The 16,864-nt window shown below is 44.0% G+C and carries 19 protein-coding genes; 2 read left to right on the forward strand and 17 right to left on the reverse strand.

The window, feature by feature from the left end; all coding sequences use genetic code 11:
• Nucleotides 1–44 precede the first annotated feature (44 nt).
• The 4 genes from AB4589_RS19730 to AB4589_RS19745 form a co-directional block, all read right to left on the reverse strand.
• Nucleotides 45–509 (reverse strand): YcgN family cysteine cluster protein, encoded by a 465-nt coding sequence (locus AB4589_RS19730; protein ID WP_372101557.1) that lies wholly within the window; start codon nucleotides 507–509, stop codon nucleotides 45–47.
• An 88-nt stretch (nucleotides 510–597) separates the two neighbouring features.
• A complete protein-coding gene (locus AB4589_RS19735; RefSeq protein ID WP_009848668.1) occupies nucleotides 598–849 on the reverse strand; it encodes a hypothetical protein in 252 nt (83 codons plus the stop codon).
• A 136-nt stretch (nucleotides 850–985) separates the two neighbouring features.
• Nucleotides 986–2,392, reverse strand: coding sequence for a porin (locus AB4589_RS19740; protein ID WP_135384010.1), 1,407 nt, complete (start codon nucleotides 2,390–2,392; stop codon nucleotides 986–988).
• Between the two features lie 13 nt (nucleotides 2,393–2,405).
• Nucleotides 2,406–2,630 (reverse strand): hypothetical protein, encoded by a 225-nt coding sequence (locus tag AB4589_RS19745; protein ID WP_009848670.1) that lies wholly within the window; start codon nucleotides 2,628–2,630, stop codon nucleotides 2,406–2,408.
• Nucleotides 2,631–2,888: 258 nt separating this feature from the next.
• Between AB4589_RS19745 and aqpZ the strand changes: the two genes are divergently transcribed.
• On the forward strand, nucleotides 2,889–3,578 hold the full coding sequence (gene aqpZ / locus AB4589_RS19750) for an aquaporin Z (RefSeq protein WP_017099207.1): 690 nt from the start codon (nucleotides 2,889–2,891) through the stop codon (nucleotides 3,576–3,578).
• Nucleotides 3,579–3,662: 84 nt separating this feature from the next.
• Here aqpZ and recR read toward each other — a convergent pair whose 3' ends face one another.
• The 7 genes from recR to AB4589_RS19785 all read right to left on the reverse strand — a co-directional run bounded on the left by recR (nucleotide 3,663) and on the right by AB4589_RS19785 (nucleotide 9,643).
• On the reverse strand, nucleotides 3,663–4,262 hold the full coding sequence (gene recR, locus AB4589_RS19755) for a recombination mediator RecR (protein WP_004734155.1): 600 nt from the start codon (nucleotides 4,260–4,262) through the stop codon (nucleotides 3,663–3,665).
• A 78-nt stretch (nucleotides 4,263–4,340) separates the two neighbouring features.
• Nucleotides 4,341–4,670 (reverse strand): YbaB/EbfC family nucleoid-associated protein, encoded by a 330-nt coding sequence (locus AB4589_RS19760; protein ID WP_009848672.1) that lies wholly within the window; start codon nucleotides 4,668–4,670, stop codon nucleotides 4,341–4,343.
• Between the two features lie 153 nt (nucleotides 4,671–4,823).
• Nucleotides 4,824–7,082: a DNA polymerase III subunit gamma/tau gene (gene dnaX / locus AB4589_RS19765; protein ID WP_372101558.1), complete on the reverse strand. Its 2,259-nt coding sequence runs from the start codon at nucleotides 7,080–7,082 to the stop codon at nucleotides 4,824–4,826.
• An 18-nt stretch (nucleotides 7,083–7,100) separates the two neighbouring features.
• A complete protein-coding gene (gene apt / locus AB4589_RS19770) occupies nucleotides 7,101–7,646 on the reverse strand; it encodes an adenine phosphoribosyltransferase (RefSeq protein WP_004734171.1) in 546 nt (181 codons plus the stop codon).
• Nucleotides 7,647–7,807: 161 nt separating this feature from the next.
• Complete coding sequence (locus AB4589_RS19775; protein ID WP_029223120.1) at nucleotides 7,808–8,179, reverse strand: YbaN family protein; 372 nt, start codon at nucleotides 8,177–8,179, stop codon at nucleotides 7,808–7,810.
• Nucleotides 8,180–8,253: 74 nt separating this feature from the next.
• The gene (locus tag AB4589_RS19780) at nucleotides 8,254–8,391 is read right to left on the reverse strand and encodes a hypothetical protein (RefSeq protein ID WP_017099204.1); all 138 of its coding nucleotides are present in this window, start codon (nucleotides 8,389–8,391) and stop codon (nucleotides 8,254–8,256) included.
• 148 nt (nucleotides 8,392–8,539) lie between these two features.
• Nucleotides 8,540–9,643, reverse strand: coding sequence for a response regulator (locus AB4589_RS19785; protein ID WP_009848676.1), 1,104 nt, complete (start codon nucleotides 9,641–9,643; stop codon nucleotides 8,540–8,542).
• Between the two features lie 228 nt (nucleotides 9,644–9,871).
• Between AB4589_RS19785 and AB4589_RS19790 the strand changes: the two genes are divergently transcribed.
• Nucleotides 9,872–10,747: a LysR family transcriptional regulator gene (locus tag AB4589_RS19790; RefSeq protein WP_135381290.1), complete on the forward strand. Its 876-nt coding sequence runs from the start codon at nucleotides 9,872–9,874 to the stop codon at nucleotides 10,745–10,747.
• A gap of 77 nt (nucleotides 10,748–10,824) precedes the next feature.
• On the opposite strand, the gene purF is transcribed toward AB4589_RS19790, so the two are convergent.
• The 6 genes from purF to truA form a co-directional block, all read right to left on the reverse strand.
• A complete protein-coding gene (gene purF / locus AB4589_RS19795; RefSeq protein ID WP_012603488.1) occupies nucleotides 10,825–12,339 on the reverse strand; it encodes an amidophosphoribosyltransferase in 1,515 nt (504 codons plus the stop codon).
• Between the two features lie 33 nt (nucleotides 12,340–12,372).
• Nucleotides 12,373–12,864, reverse strand: a complete 492-nt coding sequence (locus AB4589_RS19800; RefSeq protein WP_009848678.1) for a CvpA family protein — start codon at nucleotides 12,862–12,864, stop codon at nucleotides 12,373–12,375.
• 61 nt (nucleotides 12,865–12,925) lie between these two features.
• Nucleotides 12,926–13,501 (reverse strand): SPOR domain-containing protein, encoded by a 576-nt coding sequence (locus AB4589_RS19805; protein WP_372101559.1) that lies wholly within the window; start codon nucleotides 13,499–13,501, stop codon nucleotides 12,926–12,928.
• Nucleotides 13,502–14,764 carry a bifunctional tetrahydrofolate synthase/dihydrofolate synthase gene (gene folC / locus AB4589_RS19810; protein ID WP_372101560.1) on the reverse strand — a complete coding sequence of 421 codons (1,263 nt, stop codon included), beginning with the start codon at nucleotides 14,762–14,764 and terminating at the stop codon, nucleotides 13,502–13,504.
• 42 nt (nucleotides 14,765–14,806) lie between these two features.
• Entirely contained in the window at nucleotides 14,807–15,733 is a 927-nt protein-coding gene (gene accD / locus AB4589_RS19815; RefSeq protein ID WP_009848681.1) for an acetyl-CoA carboxylase, carboxyltransferase subunit beta, read from the reverse strand.
• 175 nt (nucleotides 15,734–15,908) lie between these two features.
• Entirely contained in the window at nucleotides 15,909–16,703 is a 795-nt protein-coding gene (gene truA, locus AB4589_RS19820; protein ID WP_009848683.1) for a tRNA pseudouridine(38-40) synthase TruA, read from the reverse strand.
• Nucleotides 16,704–16,864: the final 161 nt, after the last annotated feature.

Genomic DNA, 16,864 nt, shown 5'->3' on the forward strand with positions numbered 1-16,864 from the left:
ATGGTGTGTAGCATGATCCTGATTTTCTGAGAAATCAAGCATCTTCAATGATCACGGGGATAACTCTTTTTAGCCCAAGAAGGTAAGTTTTGAATGTGGTCTTCCCAATCGACAACATCAATTTCGTATACCACTTTGTTACGAACACTTTCACCTGCAGCATGCATCTCTGATTTAGAACCCGTAATCAATGGGTGCCACTCAGGAATCGGCTTAGATTCAGATAGAAGACGGTAAGCACAAGTATCTGGTAGCCAGTGAAACTCATCGATTTTGTCACGAGTCAGCTTCAAACACTCTTCACCTGAAGTGAATCGGTTCGGGTAATCTTTACACGAACATGTTTTGTCGTTTAACCAGCTACACGCCACATTAGTGTAGTAAACTTCATCGCTATCTTCATCCATTAGTTTATGTAGGCAACACTTACCACAACCGTCACACAGTGATTCCCACTCGTTCTCGGTCATTTGCTCTAGTGTCTTTTCTTGCCAAAATGGAATCGTCATAGGATTACTTCTTACTCTTTTACTGGGGTGCGTGTTATACCGCTAGCCGAATATAAGTTCAAGAATAAAATCAGCTAACGCTCTTTCGCTATGCGGTAGAACTTTCTAAATCCGTGAGTATTTGAATAGCTTCGCTTGTCGTAGCCCCACATACCCAGCTTTCAGCTTTAAAGTCAAAACAGACCTGAGGCCTCTCTTTTTTACCAAATAGTTTACATAGGTTATCAACAGTAAGCTGCTTACAACGCTCACCAGACTTCTTTCCATGAGGATGAAGGGGGAATGAAGATGTAATACTAGGCGCTGTACAGCAAGCACCACAATGAAGACGGCATTCCATAATTGGACCTTAAATAGAATCAAAGGAAAGAAGGTGGGCGATTCTATCCTAAAAATGAAATTAGCCAAGTGAAGTTATTTAATATGTACAAAAAAGCACCTTATAAAAGGTGCTTCCAATTCATCAAAGACAGAATCTACTTTAAAATATCATGTGGCTTTGAAGACAAAAATTGCGGTGTCATTTCTGCTAAAGCCGCTTTATAGCGAGTCGATGACAATAAATCTCTAGCATCTTGCACTGTGAATTTAGCCTTCTGTCCTTGATCAACAATAGGCCCAAGCGCCATAATATGTTGAGCGCTTGCTTTTAGCTTAGGAGAAGTAACAGAAACTGTTTTGTTATTCCCGTCTTTAAATGATGCAATCACTTTCTTTGTATGGCCAGGATCAACTTGGTCACAGTTTGTAATTGGTGGGTGCGTCATAACGCCTGTTGATGATAAAAGTTGAACTACAGGCTTACCTTCTGCTATCGCTTTGATTTGACAATAAGTTGGGCTTTCACCTATCAAATTGTTTGTATTGTTAAACATGTACATAGTCCAGTCACCTGCACCACTACCTTGATCAGCTTTGTCGACATCAACGCGAGTCCAGCTATCTACCGCACCACTAAAGTCTTTTTTGACGACTAAATTTTGTGTGTCCGAAACGGCGTAAACTTTTTTACCTCCAATTTCGTATTGACCCACGTAGTCTTGGTTAAACCAATTAAACCAACCTTTCGAATCAATATGCCTTCCACGGTAAGGGCCATCAAACTGGTGAAGACTTGAAAATTTAGTCTTCGTTATATGGACAGATTTACCGGTAGAGTCGAGATCTGTGACTTCATCTGTGATAAAAAACGGTTGTTCAGTAAAGCTAATTGATGTGTTCGGAGAAACACCTTTCGATGAGGAGATATTGTAATCTCGGTAAGCGATGACATCGTAAGTATCAACATCCGTACTATTGATTTGCGCCTTACCTTTTACTACCTTAACCGCTTCACCAATCCATTTTCCACCATGTTTATTAAAGTAGCCTAAACGAACTGTTTCATCACTAGAGCTTGCATCAACCTTATAAGTTAAGGTTTGAAAATAACCTTGACTGTATGAACGGAAGAATCGCAGTTCATCGCCTTTCTTCGCTAGTGCTAATGCAGCCTTTTCATACTTGTCCGCTGCACACTGTTCTCCGTTTTCCGCACTATATGCCAGAACAGTACCATTGCTATTGATGCGGCAAACATATTGACCAGATAAGGCTTTAGAGTTAACTCGGCTGAGCAAAGCAGTCGCGTCACTACTGCTGACGGAACTGTTTGTCGAGAATTCCCCCAATACAGTATTAAAAGGAACCAGTTGAGCTTGTGAAGCTGCAGGTAATTTAGCTACAGCATAATCTAGAGCTATAAAGTCTACTTTTGCTTTTTGTAAACTTCCTGCCGCATAATTTACCAATTCACGAGCTTGAAAATAACCTTCTAGATTTGGCGACGCATAAACAGAAGTACCAAGAGTGGCAAGGATAATACCTATAGATAATTTCTTCAAAACTTGACTCCTACTACTTCGCTTTAAAATTGCTTGGAGACTCAAATCCTTTACCATCAACGGATAGGAATTTGTAGCCTTTCAATGTTTGAATATCGGCATCACTTACGCCTATGTCCGTATTCAGTTTCTGAGCGCTAGAACCACCACTAGTGGCAGCGCTACCGCCACCGCTGTCACCACCTCCGCATGCAGTGAGTAATAATGTCGTTACTACTAAAATCGCTAACTTTTTCATGAATCGCAGGCTCCAATAAGAATTAATAATATCTTCAACCAGTTTTATTTATTGAACAACACAATAGATCGCACTTTAGTCAGTTTCTGGAGCTTGTCGTTAAACAGTTATGGCATTTCGTTTAAAAATCACTGCAATCTCTGTCGGCTATTTGCTACCCAAAACACTCCCTTTCTGTCGCTTATATGCCCAAGATTTCACAAACTTGCGAAATCTAAACTATCTTGTTGATACTGGTACAGATTAATAAGGATCGTTATGAATAGGTATATTGCAGAAATGTTTGGTACGTTTTGGTTGGTGTTAGGCGGTTGTGGTAGTGCCGTCTTAGCCGCGGCTTTCCCTGATGTGGGAATTGGTCTACTCGGAGTTTCCCTCGCTTTTGGTTTAACCGTTCTTACCATGGCTTTTGCTATTGGCCATATATCCGGCTGTCATCTCAACCCTGCTGTTACTATTGGACTGTGGAGCGGTGGTCGCTTTGATGCCAAAGATGTCGCACCTTATATTATTGCCCAAGTGATTGGCGGTATTATCGCAGGTGGCGTGTTATTTGTGATTGCTTCAGGCCAAGCTGGCTTTGATGCAGCTGCCTCTGGCTTTGCTTCCAATGGTTATGGTGAACACTCACCGGGCGGTTACTCACTTACCGCTGCACTCGTTTGTGAAGTGGTCATGACCATGGTGTTCCTATTCGTGATCATGGGCGCGACAGATTCGAAAGCACCTGCTGGATTTGCTCCTATCGCAATTGGTCTCTGTTTAACCTTAATCCACCTTATCAGTATCCCTGTAACGAACACCTCTGTGAACCCTGCTCGAAGTACTGGTGTAGCCGTATTTGTTGGAGACTGGGCTGTTTCGCAATTATGGCTATTCTGGATTGCACCGATTATTGGTGCCGTGATTGGCGCAATGATATACAAGGCGGTGAGAGGTTCAGATTAAGCTCAGAGAAGTGTTTTGGAATAAAAACCTTTGAGAAGCATAAAAGAAAAAGCCGCTTGGTGATGGTTCACCAAGCGGCTTTTTTTAGATTTTATGACGACCGAGTAACGAGTGTGAAAGCGTGGTGCCATCCACCAGCTCGAGCTCACCACCAACAGGAACACCATGGGCGATACGGCTAGCGTTCACTTCATGGGCATTACATAGCTCAGCAATGTAATGTGCTGTCGCCTCCCCTTCTACTGTCGGGTTAGTCGCTAAAATAACTTCAGTGATATCACCACGACGTAAGCGGTAATCCAAGACATCGAGACCGATGTCACTTGGACCAATACCATCAAGTGGTGAAAGATGTCCCATAAGCACAAAGTAACGACCGGAATATTGACCCGTTGCTTCAATGGCTGCAATGTCTGCAGGGCTCTCTACTACACAAATTTGACCGTTATCCTGACGTTTAGGATTGGTACAAATGTGGCAGGTCTCTTCTTCGGTAAAAGTACGGCACTCATTACAATGACCAATTTCTGTCATTGCTTGGCTAAGAGCTTCAGCCAACTGCAGGCCGCCTTTTCTATCGCGCTGTAACAAATGAAAGGCCATACGCTGCGCCGACTTGGGGCCAACCCCAGGTAGACAACGTAAGGCCTCCATCAAATGCTCCAGCATATGACTGGTACGCATATATAACCGTTCTGATTTTCAAGTAATGGCCAGTTCAACACAAGCTACTACGTGAATTAACCTTTAAGAATAAGTTACTTAGAAAGGCATCTTCATACCTGGTGGAAGTTGCATTCCGCCAGTTACGCCAGCCATTTTCTCTTTTTGAGTTTCTTCAACGCGACGAGCCGCATCGTTGAAAGCAGCAGCGATAAGATCTTCAAGCATCTCTTTATCGTCTTCCATTAGGCTTTCATCGATATCAACACGGCGAACGCTGTGGCTACCAGTGATCGTTACTTTTACAAGGCCAGCACCTGACTCACCTGTAACTTCCATATTTGCGATTTCTTCTTGAAGCTTTTGCATGCGCTCTTGCATTTGCTGGGCTTGCTTCATCATGTTGCCCATACCGCCTTTACCAAACATGTTAATACTCTCTGGTCTAATTGGTTTATTAAAATTAATTAAGCTATACGTGCTTAAATGGGGGTTAAAACAGTGTGATTCAACCCCTCGGTGTTCAGTTCTCAGATTTGCTTATCTGGGATGATACGCCCGGTCACTAAACGTGAAAAAGTTCTAGATAGGACGAACGCTGTCTCTGTCGAGTTCTGCAGCAAAACGTCTTTCAATAAACTGTACGTTGGCATCGTTTTCCAAAGCGGTAAACGCGTCTTTCAACTTACCTTGATACAATCTTTCTCGTAGTTCTAGTGGCGTTTCTCCACCTTCGCCGATTTCAACACTCAAATGACACTCTTCTCCTAACACGGTATTGAGCGACTGTAATAGTTCGCTCTGTGCGCGATCCGTATTCAAGTGAGCTTGGCTCGCTCTTAACGTTAAAGTGATTGATGTGTCGTTTTTAGCAAACACTGAGTTCAATGCTAACTGTTCAACAAGCTTGGCTGTCTCTAGCTTTTGAATCGTGGCGGACCATTCATCTTGAGCAATCGACTCTTGAAGCAATTTATCGACCATTTCTGGTGTCTTAATATGCTCTAACGCACGCTTGATCTGAGTAGGTGTAAGCTCTTTGCTCACCTCTTTCACTACAGGTTTAGACGGTTTCCAGCGATAAGGTTCATTATCATTGGTTACCTTTTCAGTAGAAGAGGCTGATAAAGAAGCTGGCGACACCCGCTCAGAACCACCGTGTTGCTGGGCAACTCGGTCAAGAACTGAAGTTTTAGCTGATGTCGCTTTAGCCTTTTTTGGCGTTGAGCCTTTGTTATCTGTTGCCGCGCTGCCTCTGCGTTGAGAGCGCAATTGGTGGCGTAAACCACTCACCGGTGAAGTTGTACGCGCGGGTTGCTCTTGCGAAACAGGAGGAACAGAAGGCGCTGCGCTTGGCTGTTGAACCGGACTCTGGCTCTGATATTTCGTTTGTTGCTGCTGAGGCTGATCTGCACCGTAACTTGGACGCTCATCATAAGCTGGTGGTACATCATACTGGCTGTGCGGGTAATCCTGTTCTGGATAACCTTGGTTGCCTGAATGATCAGCGTAACCTTGCGAATCTGAATATTGTGCCGGGTTCTGTTGTTGCTGTTGCACAGGCTGCTGAACAGAAGCTTGTTGCTGTACTTGAGGCTGTGAACCCACAGGAGCCTGAACTTGCTGTCTCGGCTCTGGCACAGGTTGACTCATTGACTGAGCAACACCCTGAACCTGGTTCTGAACCGGATTCTGAGCTGCAGGAGCTGGCGCTGGGCTTGTCGACTGAGTCGAGATTGCCGTAGCAACAGTTTGCTCAGCAGGCCTAAATGCCAACATACGCAGAACCACCATCTCAATACCAACACGAGCGGTTGGCGATAATGGTAAGTCTTGACGACCTTTTAGCACTATCTGGTAGTAGAGTTGGATGTCTTGAGGGCTTAACGTTTTGCTCAGCAGTTCCAGCCTTTCAGCATCAGGCTGGGCCTTATCTAAAGTAGACGGCAGAGCTTGATACATCGCCAAACGGTGTAATTGAGTCGCAAGTTGACTCAGCAATCCATCCCACTCAACGCCATTTTCAGCAAGAGCTTGAATACAAGCCATCGCCTGCTGAGGCTGTTTACTGCTAATCGCTTCAAGTAGGTGAATCGCTTGGTCTGTATCCAGCGTTCCAAGCATATGAGCAACAGTGTCTGTTACGACATTCCCGTTACCTAATGCGATAGCTTGGTCACTCAGGCTTAGCGCATCACGCATACTGCCATCAGCAGTATGAGCAATCATCCCAAGCGCACGAGGTTCAGATGTCACATTTTCTTGTTCAAGAATATGATCGAGCTGCTCGTGGATATTATCGACACTGATCGGCTTAAGATGGAACTGCAAACAACGTGAAAGAATCGTAACCGGAAGCTTTTGTGGATCCGTCGTTGCGAGCAAGAACTTCACATACTCAGGCGGCTCTTCTAAGGTCTTTAGAAGCGCGTTAAAACTGTGCCTAGACAGCATGTGTACTTCATCGATTAGGTAAACCTTGAAGCGACCACGTGCAGGCTTGTACTGAACATTGTCCAGAAGCTCGCGGGTATCTTCTACCTTAGTACGTGAGGCAGCATCGATCTCGAGCAGGTCAACAAAACGACCTTCATCGATCTCTTTACAGGTTGCACACTCACCACAAGGGGTTGAAGTAATGCCTGTTTCACAGTTGAGTCCCTTCGCAAACAAACGGCCGATGGTCGTTTTACCGACACCTCGTGTACCGCTGAATAGGTAAGCGTGATGCAACCTATTTTGGCTAAGGGCATTCTCTAATGCTGTTAAAACATGGGCTTGACCAACCACTTCTTTGAATTTGGTTGGTCGCCATTTTCGCGCTAACGCAAGATAGCTCATGAATAATTCCGAAAAGGATTAGTGACCGTCGAATTCGCAGATGCTAAACACTTCTAGACCTAAGCCCTGTAAGCGCTTATCACCACCGATTTCTGGAAGGTTAATAACAAATGCAGCGTGTTCAACCACACCACCAAGCTGACGAATCAGCTTCGTTGTCGCTTCAATCGTACCGCCTGTTGCTAACAAGTCATCAACCATCAGCACTTTATCGCCTTCAACGATAGCATCGGTATGAATTTCTAGCGTATCAGTGCCGTACTCAAGCTCATAAGATTGTGCCACAGTTTGACGAGGCAACTTGCCCGGTTTACGAACAGGAATGAAGCCAACACCTAGCTCTAGTGCCAAAGGCGCACCAAATAAGAAACCACGAGCTTCAGTACCAACGATCTTAGTAAAGCCCATGCCCTTGTATGTGTCCACCAACAGATCGATTGTCGCTTTGTAAGCGGCAGGATCTTCCATCAAGCTTGTTACGTCACGGAACAAAATACCCGCTTTAGGGTAATCAGGAATGCTTTTGATGCTTGCTTTGATCAGAGAGATTTTTTCTGTGTTCATAATCTTATGCACTTCATTAGGCCGCTTTCCAAACTCTCGTTAACGAATCAAACATCAACGCTCGGAATTAAGGAAAGGTACGATTGGTATTCATTGCAACGAGAGTCATAACTCAAATTGCTGAAATAATAAACGCCCACTATACAAGCAGGCACACTGGCTTAATGGTAGTGATTTTCTTTGCTGTCAGCAACCAACTCATGGGTTGGAAGTCGCATAAACCATGTGAGAAGAATAACAAGTACACAAATTAGGAAAGCCTTGACCCAAATGATCGGGGCAAAGTAGATCGATAACGCAAAACTTAACAAGATAAAAAACACGCCACGCGTTTTTACTTGCTTGGTAACGGCACCATGTTGATACCAATTGTTCAACAAGGGACCCAGCGTTTTATGCTCATGCATCCATTTGTGAACTTTGGGGTTGCTTCGCATGAAACATGCACTGGCAAGAAGGAGGAAAGGCGTGGTTGGCAGTACGGGTAAAGCTATCCCTAAAACTGCGAGAAATATGCAAAGGCCACCAGCAATATTGAGGCTTAAAACTCGAACGCTAATTGTGGCCTCCTTGAGTTAGCTATCACCAATCGGCGACGATAACTTAACTAGAATGTTGCGTAACCATTGAATACACGGATCAACGTAAGTGTTGCTGGTAATAATGGAATCACTAAAAATGCGGCTAAAAATCCTAAAAAGTAGAATACATTAAACGGGTCTTGAAAGTCTTTGTTATCTGCCATGATTGCTTCTTGTTTTTGTTAGTAAAGGTAAGTATCTGGCGAACCAAACCCGCTTTGCTAAATCGACATTTAACAAAAAAGGCATAGCCACACCATTTGCGCAACTATACCTTAATCAATTATTCACAAAAACCGAGGAAATATAGGGTTAATCGGTAGACCCTTGGTGTATGTCTAAACTAAAACTGGCCGATCCAAGTAGGCTCAATGATAGCTGGCAGCCCTGTTCAATCGGAAGATCCCGTGTAATGAAGTTCTTCTTACAGTTCTCACCCAAGCGCTCGCCCGCCGCAATATGTTGATTCAATTCGCCATTCGACCATTGTCCATCTAAACCCGCAGGTAAAATAGAGATAGTTCCCACAGCAAGGTCAGCAACACCAAACAAAGCATTAACCGGGGTTGAACATTTAGAGCAACGAATCCCCTTCTCCAAAATCTCCGCGATATCTTTGAGATCAACGTTAAAATCTTTTCTATTTCTGATGTAATCGTGGAATAACGCTCTCACCAACAATGTGGCCGCTGAGCCGCCGTTATCAGAAGATGACGAATCGACAAGGTAGAAAGCAAACTGCCCGTTCATCATCCACGCATAGTCGAACACAAGTGGCATCATCTCTGTTGATTGTAGTAGGCGGTAACTGCAACGCCATGAGCCTTGTCGTGTGTCTTTGTCAGGAAGCAGCGCGTGCAATAAGTCTCTTGCCGCACTAGGGTTATCTTGCAAGTGATTTAGGTGCCAATGCAGCTCTTGGTCTTCAGGGATCTCTCCGCCGTCATCAACGCAAAACCATTGGCTTGAAAAATCTCGTTGGTCTGAAATGTTATCGAACGAATCTGTTAATGTATTCGCAATCGCACTGCCTAAATGACCGTGATCCTCCAGAGGTTTGACTAAAAAGTCTTTGATACCAAATCGTAATGCTTTCGCCACATCAGACATATCATCGGTGCCAGACACAACGATCATAGGCAGTGACGGATACTCTAAACTGAGCTCTTCTACAAGCTCAATGCCATCCAGAATAGGCATTGATAAGTCACACACAATTAAATCTGGCGCTGAGTCTCTAAGCTTTTGCAGAGCGTCCAGCCCATTTTCAGCCTCAACCACTTTATAACCAATCTTGTCTAAATACGCGCTGGTTATCCGGCGAAAAATAGGATCATCATCAACCAACATAACGCATTTTTGATTGAGAGCTTCCTGAGCCGAGGTCATAACTGGCTGACTGTGAGTTTTGTACATAATCTCTAACCTCACAAAACTAAGTCGAATTATTATTGTTATCTGTTCCAAGAACTAATATAAAACTTAGTAACAAATTGCTAAATACACAAATACGTACTCTTTACTGGAAATTCGTGACAAGGGTTGGAATACTGGTAAATAGTGCAACGAATTGACGTAACGCAAACATTGATCTCACTATTACGTATAAATTAGATGAGATTGTAAACAAATGTGTCTGGATTTATGAAATTAGATGATTTAAACCTCTTTCGACTTGTCGTTGAAAATGGGAGCTACACCGCAACATCACGCAAGACTATGATTCCGGTTGCGACCATTACACGACGCATCCAAGCCTTAGAAGATTCACTAAACCTAAGACTTCTCAATAGACACGCGCGTAAACTCTCTTTAACAGAGGCAGGCGAACGTTTCTTCAACGAATGCTCTCCGTTACTGCAACGTCTATCTTCTACTGCAGAAGAACTGACTGACGTGTGTAAAGGAGCTTCAGGGAAGATTCGCATTACCGCTCCCTCAAACCTGACCAAGCGCATGATGATGCCGATGTTCAGTGAATTCATGACTCAATACCCTGATATCAATATTGAGCTGATGATGAACAACCAAGCTGATCAGCTTGATCCAACTGAGTGGGACGTCATTTTCAGAGTCGGCCCGCAGCGTGATTCAAGCTTAATCGCAAGAAAGATCAGTGAAGTGAAGGATATTCTTATCGCGAGTCCTGACTACTTAGCGAAGAACCCGGCACCAAGTCATGCAGAAGAGCTCGCGAGTCATTCGCTACTTAAAGGCTATCCGCTGATTAAGTGGCAGCTGAGTAATTCAAATGAAGAGACTGTGGTGAATAGCGAGAAAGGCCGTTTCAACGCGAATGCGCTCAATGTCGTGAGACAAGCATGTTCAGAAGGCCTTGGTATCACCCTTATGCCCGACGTTATGATCCGCGAATACATTGAAGATGGCAGCTTAGTGCAAGTCTTAGAGGACTGGAGCGCTAACCCTCGTGATATTTACATGCTTTACAACCACAAAGACCACCTGCCAGAGAAGGTTAGATTGTTTATCGATTTTGTGATCGCATACCACATTCACTAAGATTCAATCCCCTTCCCCGCAAACAAAAAAACCAGAGTCGATGCTCTGGTTTTTTATTACTCATTTTTATGAGTACGCTAAGCGCCTTCGTTATGTAGCTCTAGGTTCGCGAGATCTTGTTGGATTTCACGCTCAACCTTTGAATCGTCATTACGTAAAGAGTCTAGGAAATCTAGGTACGCTTGGTCGATATCGCCCGTTACATACTCACCGTTGAATACGGATGTATCAAAACGAGAGATGTCTTGATTACCCATACCAACTGCAGAGATTAAGTCTGGTAACGTTTGGAAAATCAAAGCATCTGCACCAATCTGCTTACAAATCGTTTCGTTATCACGACCATGAGCAATTAACTCAGTCGCGCTCGGCATATCAATGCCGTAAACGTTCGGGAAGCGAACCTCCGGAGCGGCAGAAACCATGAAGACTTTGTTTGCACCAGAATCACGAGCCATCTCAATGATCTGCTCTGATGTTGTACCACGAACAATCGAGTCATCAACCAGTAGAACGTTCTTACCTTTAAACTCAGAACGAATCGCGTTGAGTTTACGGCGAACCGACTTCTTACGTTGTTGCTGACCAGGCATGATAAACGTGCGGCCAACGTAACGGTTTTTCACGAAACCTTGACGATATGGCTTATCAATCGCTTGAGCAATTCGTAGAGCAATATCATTTGATGTTTCAGGAATTGGAATAACCACGTCAATGTCTAGGTCTGCGTACTCTTCTTTAATACGCTTACCTAACATCTCACCCATCTCAACCCGTGCGCTGTAAACCGAAATTTTATCGATGAATGAATCAGGACGAGCAAAATAAACAAACTCAAAAATACATGGGTTTAGTTGTGGGTTGTCTGCGCATTGTTTAGTGAAAAGCTCACCATCGAATGTTGCATAGATAGCTTCACCAGGAGCAACATCGCGCATAAAATCAAAACCAACAGCGTCTAACGCTACTGACTCAGACGCAACCATGTACTCTGTTTTACCGTTAATTTCACGTTTACCAAGACACAGTGGACGAATACCATGTGGGTCACGGAATGCGATCATGCCGTGGCCGATGATCATCGCTGTTACTGCGTAAGCACCACGAATAGTGCGGTGCACGTTTGCAACTGCGCGGAAAACGTCATCTGAAGTCACGTTACCTTTTACGGTATCGATTTCATGAGCCAATACGTTTAGTAGAACTTCAGAGTCAGAGGTTGTGTTGACATGACGGCGGTCTTTTTCGAACAACTTCTCACGAACTTCACTTGCATTCGTTAAGTTACCGTTGTGCGCCAGCGTGATGCCAAATGGAGAGTTTACGTAGAAAGGTTGAGCTTCAGAAGCACTCGAACTTCCCGCTGTAGGATAACGAACATGACCAATACCCACGTTGCCTTGGAGGCGTTGCATGTGTTTTGCTTCAAAAACATCTTTAACTAAACCGTTCGCCTTACGCAGACGAAAACGATTGCTTTCTATGGTACAAATACCAGCGGCATCTTGGCCACGATGCTGCAATACCGTTAAAGCGTCATAAATAGACTGGTTTACAGGTGTTGAACCCACGATTCCAACAATACCACACATGTCCTAATCCTCGATTTTCGACATTAACTGGCGCTAAAGCGCGCCAGATAAGAAACTAGATGTTGCTTGTAAATGCTCGAAGAACGGCGCAATGATTCGGCTAAACTCCGGAACCAATTGCGAATTCTTCCACCACTCAGAACTTGGGAATGCAGTAAACGCATCCATGAAAAACAACACTGCAGAAACAATCAAAACACCACGTAAGCCACCAAAGACGACACCGAGGATTCTGTCTGTACCCGACAGGCCTGTTTTCTGAACTAGCTGCCCGATGACATAGTTAACTAAGGCACCAACAACTAACGTTGCAACAAACAATGCTGCTATCGCAGTTCCGTTTCGAAACATCTCATCTTCAATATTGGTGAAGTACATTGCTAATTTAGCGTAGTACTGGCTAGCAATAAAAAATGCTCCAAACCAAATAACAAGTGACAACGCTTCTTTAGCGAAACCGCGAACTAAACTGATCACGGCAGAGAAGCCGATCACGCCTAAAATGACAAAATCTAACCAATTCATGAATTCTTCATCTTAAGTTGGCGCGCATTTTAACAGAAAAAATGCTGACGCAAACGTTTTCTTATGGATTTAACGGTTTAAATTTGAGCAATTGGCCTTTTGAACCCGTAATTTTTTCTAATTCCTTAATTTGTCGCTCAAGTTTGGATTTAGAAACATCCGGGCCAATAATTACTCGCGTAAATGTTTTTTCTTGCTTGGTATGAGCCTGATAACCACGCTTCTGTAAATCCTTAACAACGTTTTTTGCGTTGTCAGCATTCTTCAAAGCCATCAATTGAATAATCCAAGCACTGTCTTGGTATTCATTTTTTTCAAATACCGGCTTAACCACCACCGCCACTTTATCCGCTTCTTTGTTACTGGAAGCCGACGCAGTTTGCGTATTTGAATTATCAGTACGACCACTTTCAACCACTTGCTCAACCGGAGAGTCCGGCAGTGCAATCTGATCTTCAACAGGATCGAGCACTTCAAACACTTCAACATTACTATCAAGCTCAGGCTTAATCGGAATGCTTGCAAACTCTTCTTTATAGTGGAGCTTCTTACCATCCAGCACATCGGGCAATACAATCACGCCAATGGCCACTAAAATGATGGTGCCGACTAATCGGCTTTGGAATTTACTTGCCATTTAGTTTCCTTTTTTCTGCCAATGCTCCAACACTTCACCCACGGTATGGAAAGAACCGACAACCAACACAACGTCGGCATCTATAACAGAAGCTAAAGCCGCTTCAAACGCTACAACAGGGTTTGAATACTGCTCTACACCTTCAGGTAAGCTTTGACACAATTCAGCGGCTGTTGCGGCTCGTGGGCCGTTCAGCGAAGCTGGGTACCAATGTGTTGTTATTGGAGCTAATACTTCCAATGTCGCGGGGATATCTTTGTCATGAAGCATGGCGACTACAACGTGTAAATTTTTGCCTGCGTACTTCTTCGCGACTTGCTGCGCAAAGTACTCAGCAGAATGCGGGTTGTGTGCTACATCAAGCACAATCACCGGTTGTTCGCTAATTTGCTGCATACGCCCAGGAAGCTGCGCATTCTTCATGCCGTTAACAACGTTCACATCACTAATGCTTAGTTCTGAAGTACCTAATGCCATCAGTGCGGTGGCTGCGTTCGGCAGCGGTAAGCTTGGGATAGGTAGCGATTCTAATTGGAATGCACCACTGCGCCAGTTCCAAGTATCACCATCTATATCATAGGTGTATTGAATCCCTACTTGGTAGAACTCAGCGTTAATATCATCAGCGTGTGCCGCAACCGTAGCTGGTGGCTTGGGTTGACCACAAATAGCTGGTTTACCGCTACGATAAATGCCCGCTTTCTCAAAACCGATCACATTAATGTCATCACCTAGCCAGTCAACATGGTCGACAGCCAAACTAGTAATCACAGAAACGTCATGCTCAACGATATTGGTCGCGTCTAAACGTCCGCCTAGACCAACTTCTAACAATACAACATCAACCGCTTCGGTTTGAAAAGCACGTAACGCAGCTAAAGTGCCATATTCAAAAAAGCTAAGGCTGATTTCACCACGTTCTTTCTCAATGAAATCGAAAGACTGAACCATCTTTTGATCAGAAAGATCTTTGCCATTGATACGAACACGTTCGTTATAGCGAATTAAGTGAGGGGAGCTGTAGACACCAACAGAGTAACCAGCATCCAATAGAATAGCTTCCATGAGTGCACATGTTGAGCCCTTGCCGTTGGTTCCAGCAACAGTAATAACATGTTGAGCAGGTTTGGTGAGGTTTGCCTTAGAGGCGACAGCTTGAACTCGGTCTAAGCCAAGATCAATAGCGCTTGTGTGGATGTTTGATAAATAATCAAGCCACATCTCCAAAGAGGATGTGGCTTGAGGAATAGGTTGTTGACTCATCTAACTCATAACCATAATTAAGTAGGTTTGTTAGAAGGTACTTTACCCTTTTTCTGGCGCTTCTGGTACTTCATAAGCAGCTTCATTCGGTGAATCGTTCACAGAAACTACTAATGGTGAAGGCTGATTGGTCATTTTAGCAACAAGGCTTGCAACGCGCTGACGCATCTCACGACGGTCAACGATCATGTCGATAGCACCGTGGTCTAGTAGGAACTCACTGCGTTGGAAACCTTCAGGAAGGTCTTCACGTACAGTTTGCTCGATTACACGACGTCCAGCAAAACCGATAAGCGCTTTTGGTTCACCGATATTGATATCGCCAAGCATTGCTAAACTTGCAGAAACGCCACCCATTGTTGGATCAGTCATTACTGAAACAAACGGTAGGCCTTTCGCAGATAGACGCTCTAGAGCAGCACTGGTTTTTGCCATTTGCATAAGAGACATCAATGCCTCTTGCATACGAGCACCACCACTTGCAGAGAAACAAACTAAACCACAGTTGTTCTCAATAGCTGCATCTACCGCTTTCACAAAACGAGCACCAACAACAGAACCCATTGAGCCGCCCATAAATGAGAACTCAAACGCACACGCAACGATAGGTAAACCAAGCAGTTCGCCTTTCATTGCAACTAATGCGTCTGTTTCACCACTGTTCTTTTGAGCAACAGAGATACGTTCTTTGTAACGCTTAGAGTCTTTAAACTTCAGCTTGTCTTGTGGCTCAAGATCAGTACCTAGTTCAACACGCTCACCTTTGTCTAGGAATGTATCCAGACGGCGACGTGCTTTCATACGCATGTGATGGTCACATTTTGGACATACTTCTAGGTTACGCTCTAGTTCAGCATGGTAAAGAACCTGCTCACAAGAAGTACATTTAGTCCAAACACCCTCAGGGATCGACGCTTTACGAGATGTTACGATGTTGCTTTTTTCTAAAATCTTTTCAAGCCAACTCATGGAAGACCTTTTTGTTTCGATTCCTCCGCTTGATTGCGAAAGAAATAAATTTGGGAATTATGCCGGGAATTAAAGCACATAAAACAGCGACTGTAGATAAAAAACTGGTTGTACCTATTTTCCGTGACTATTTTACGCACGAAACCGTAATATTTTTTGAACCTAAGTCTCACATTTAGTTCAAATTATCCGGCAAAAATAGAGGGCCAATAGGCTCTCTTGGTAGTCCAAAATGTTCAGGATAATCAACATCTACTAAGTATAAGCCTTCCGCTTTCGCTGTCGCACCTGCCACTTTTCGATCTTTAGCCTCTAAAAGCCACTGAATCCACTCTGGTTTTTGATCACCTTTACCTACCGCAATTAGGCTACCAGTAATATTCCTCACCATATGGTGAACAAACGCATTCGCTTTAATATCGATCACTATGTAATGCCCATGACGAGTCACGTTTAAGTGAATCATGTTTCTCCATGGGCTACGAGATTGACAATGTGTTGCCCTGAACGAAGTAAAGTCATTCTCACCAAGTAAGTACTGACCCGCTTCATGCATCTTTTTCTCATCAAGGTGACCATGGTAATGGCTCACACCTGAATTCAAAATGCCAGGACGTAGAGCATGGTTAAAGATAATGTAGCGATAACGGCGTGCTGTTGCAGAAAAACGAGCATGGAAATCCTCATTCACTTCTGTTGCCCAACGAACGGCAATATCTTTTGGCATGTTGGCATTTGCGCCCATTGTCCATGCAACCATTTTACGATCGACATTAGTTTCAAAGTGAACGACTTGTCCCGTACCGTGAACACCGGCATCTGTGCGACCAGCACACATAACTTCTACAGGGTGATTCGCGACAACTGAAAGAGCCTTTTCCAATTCTTCTTGGACACTTTTCACGTCTCGTTGGCGCTGCCAACCAAAGTAGTGGGTACCGTTATATTCAATACCTAAAGCAATTTTCATGTTCTTGTTCTCTTTGAAAATGGGCGAGAAGTATATACGGAAATGAGTGCTAGCCCAAATAGGATGGGGCTAAAACTTCAATAAACAATCACTACCGCCTAGACGGTGGTTTTAGCAAGCTAAATAAAATAGACGCTAACTGTATCGCCCTAAAATAAAGG

This window comes from Vibrio sp. 10N.222.49.A3, from assembly GCF_041475145.1.
GTDB lineage: Bacteria > Pseudomonadota > Gammaproteobacteria > Enterobacterales > Vibrionaceae > Vibrio > Vibrio tasmaniensis_A.

Bases quoted from the DNA above. Each gene is read 5' to 3' on its own strand.
- recR (WP_004734155.1), bottom strand. From the start codon at position 4,262: ATGCGTACCAGTCATATGCTGGAGCATTTGATGGAGGCCTTACGTTGT.
- AB4589_RS19790 (WP_135381290.1), top strand. From the start codon at position 9,872: ATGAAATTAGATGATTTAAACCTCTTTCGACTTGTCGTTGAAAATGGG.
- AB4589_RS19805 (WP_372101559.1), bottom strand. From the start codon at position 13,501: ATGGCAAGTAAATTCCAAAGCCGATTAGTCGGCACCATCATTTTAGTG.
- AB4589_RS19785 (WP_009848676.1), bottom strand. From the start codon at position 9,643: ATGTACAAAACTCACAGTCAGCCAGTTATGACCTCGGCTCAGGAAGCT.
- AB4589_RS19780 (WP_017099204.1), bottom strand. From the start codon at position 8,391: ATGGCAGATAACAAAGACTTTCAAGACCCGTTTAATGTATTCTACTTT.
- AB4589_RS19760 (WP_009848672.1), bottom strand. From the start codon at position 4,670: ATGTTTGGTAAAGGCGGTATGGGCAACATGATGAAGCAAGCCCAGCAA.
- AB4589_RS19800 (WP_009848678.1), bottom strand. From the start codon at position 12,864: ATGAATTGGTTAGATTTTGTCATTTTAGGCGTGATCGGCTTCTCTGCC.
- AB4589_RS19735 (WP_009848668.1), bottom strand. From the start codon at position 849: ATGGAATGCCGTCTTCATTGTGGTGCTTGCTGTACAGCGCCTAGTATT.
- folC (WP_372101560.1), bottom strand. From the start codon at position 14,764: ATGAGTCAACAACCTATTCCTCAAGCCACATCCTCTTTGGAGATGTGG.
- dnaX (WP_372101558.1), bottom strand. From the start codon at position 7,082: ATGAGCTATCTTGCGTTAGCGCGAAAATGGCGACCAACCAAATTCAAA.
- aqpZ (WP_017099207.1), top strand. From the start codon at position 2,889: ATGAATAGGTATATTGCAGAAATGTTTGGTACGTTTTGGTTGGTGTTA.
- AB4589_RS19730 (WP_372101557.1), bottom strand. From the start codon at position 509: ATGACGATTCCATTTTGGCAAGAAAAGACACTAGAGCAAATGACCGAG.
- purF (WP_012603488.1), bottom strand. From the start codon at position 12,339: ATGTGTGGTATTGTTGGAATCGTGGGTTCAACACCTGTAAACCAGTCT.
- accD (WP_009848681.1), bottom strand. From the start codon at position 15,733: ATGAGTTGGCTTGAAAAGATTTTAGAAAAAAGCAACATCGTAACATCT.
- AB4589_RS19745 (WP_009848670.1), bottom strand. From the start codon at position 2,630: ATGAAAAAGTTAGCGATTTTAGTAGTAACGACATTATTACTCACTGCA.
- truA (WP_009848683.1), bottom strand. From the start codon at position 16,703: ATGAAAATTGCTTTAGGTATTGAATATAACGGTACCCACTACTTTGGT.
- apt (WP_004734171.1), bottom strand. From the start codon at position 7,646: ATGAACACAGAAAAAATCTCTCTGATCAAAGCAAGCATCAAAAGCATT.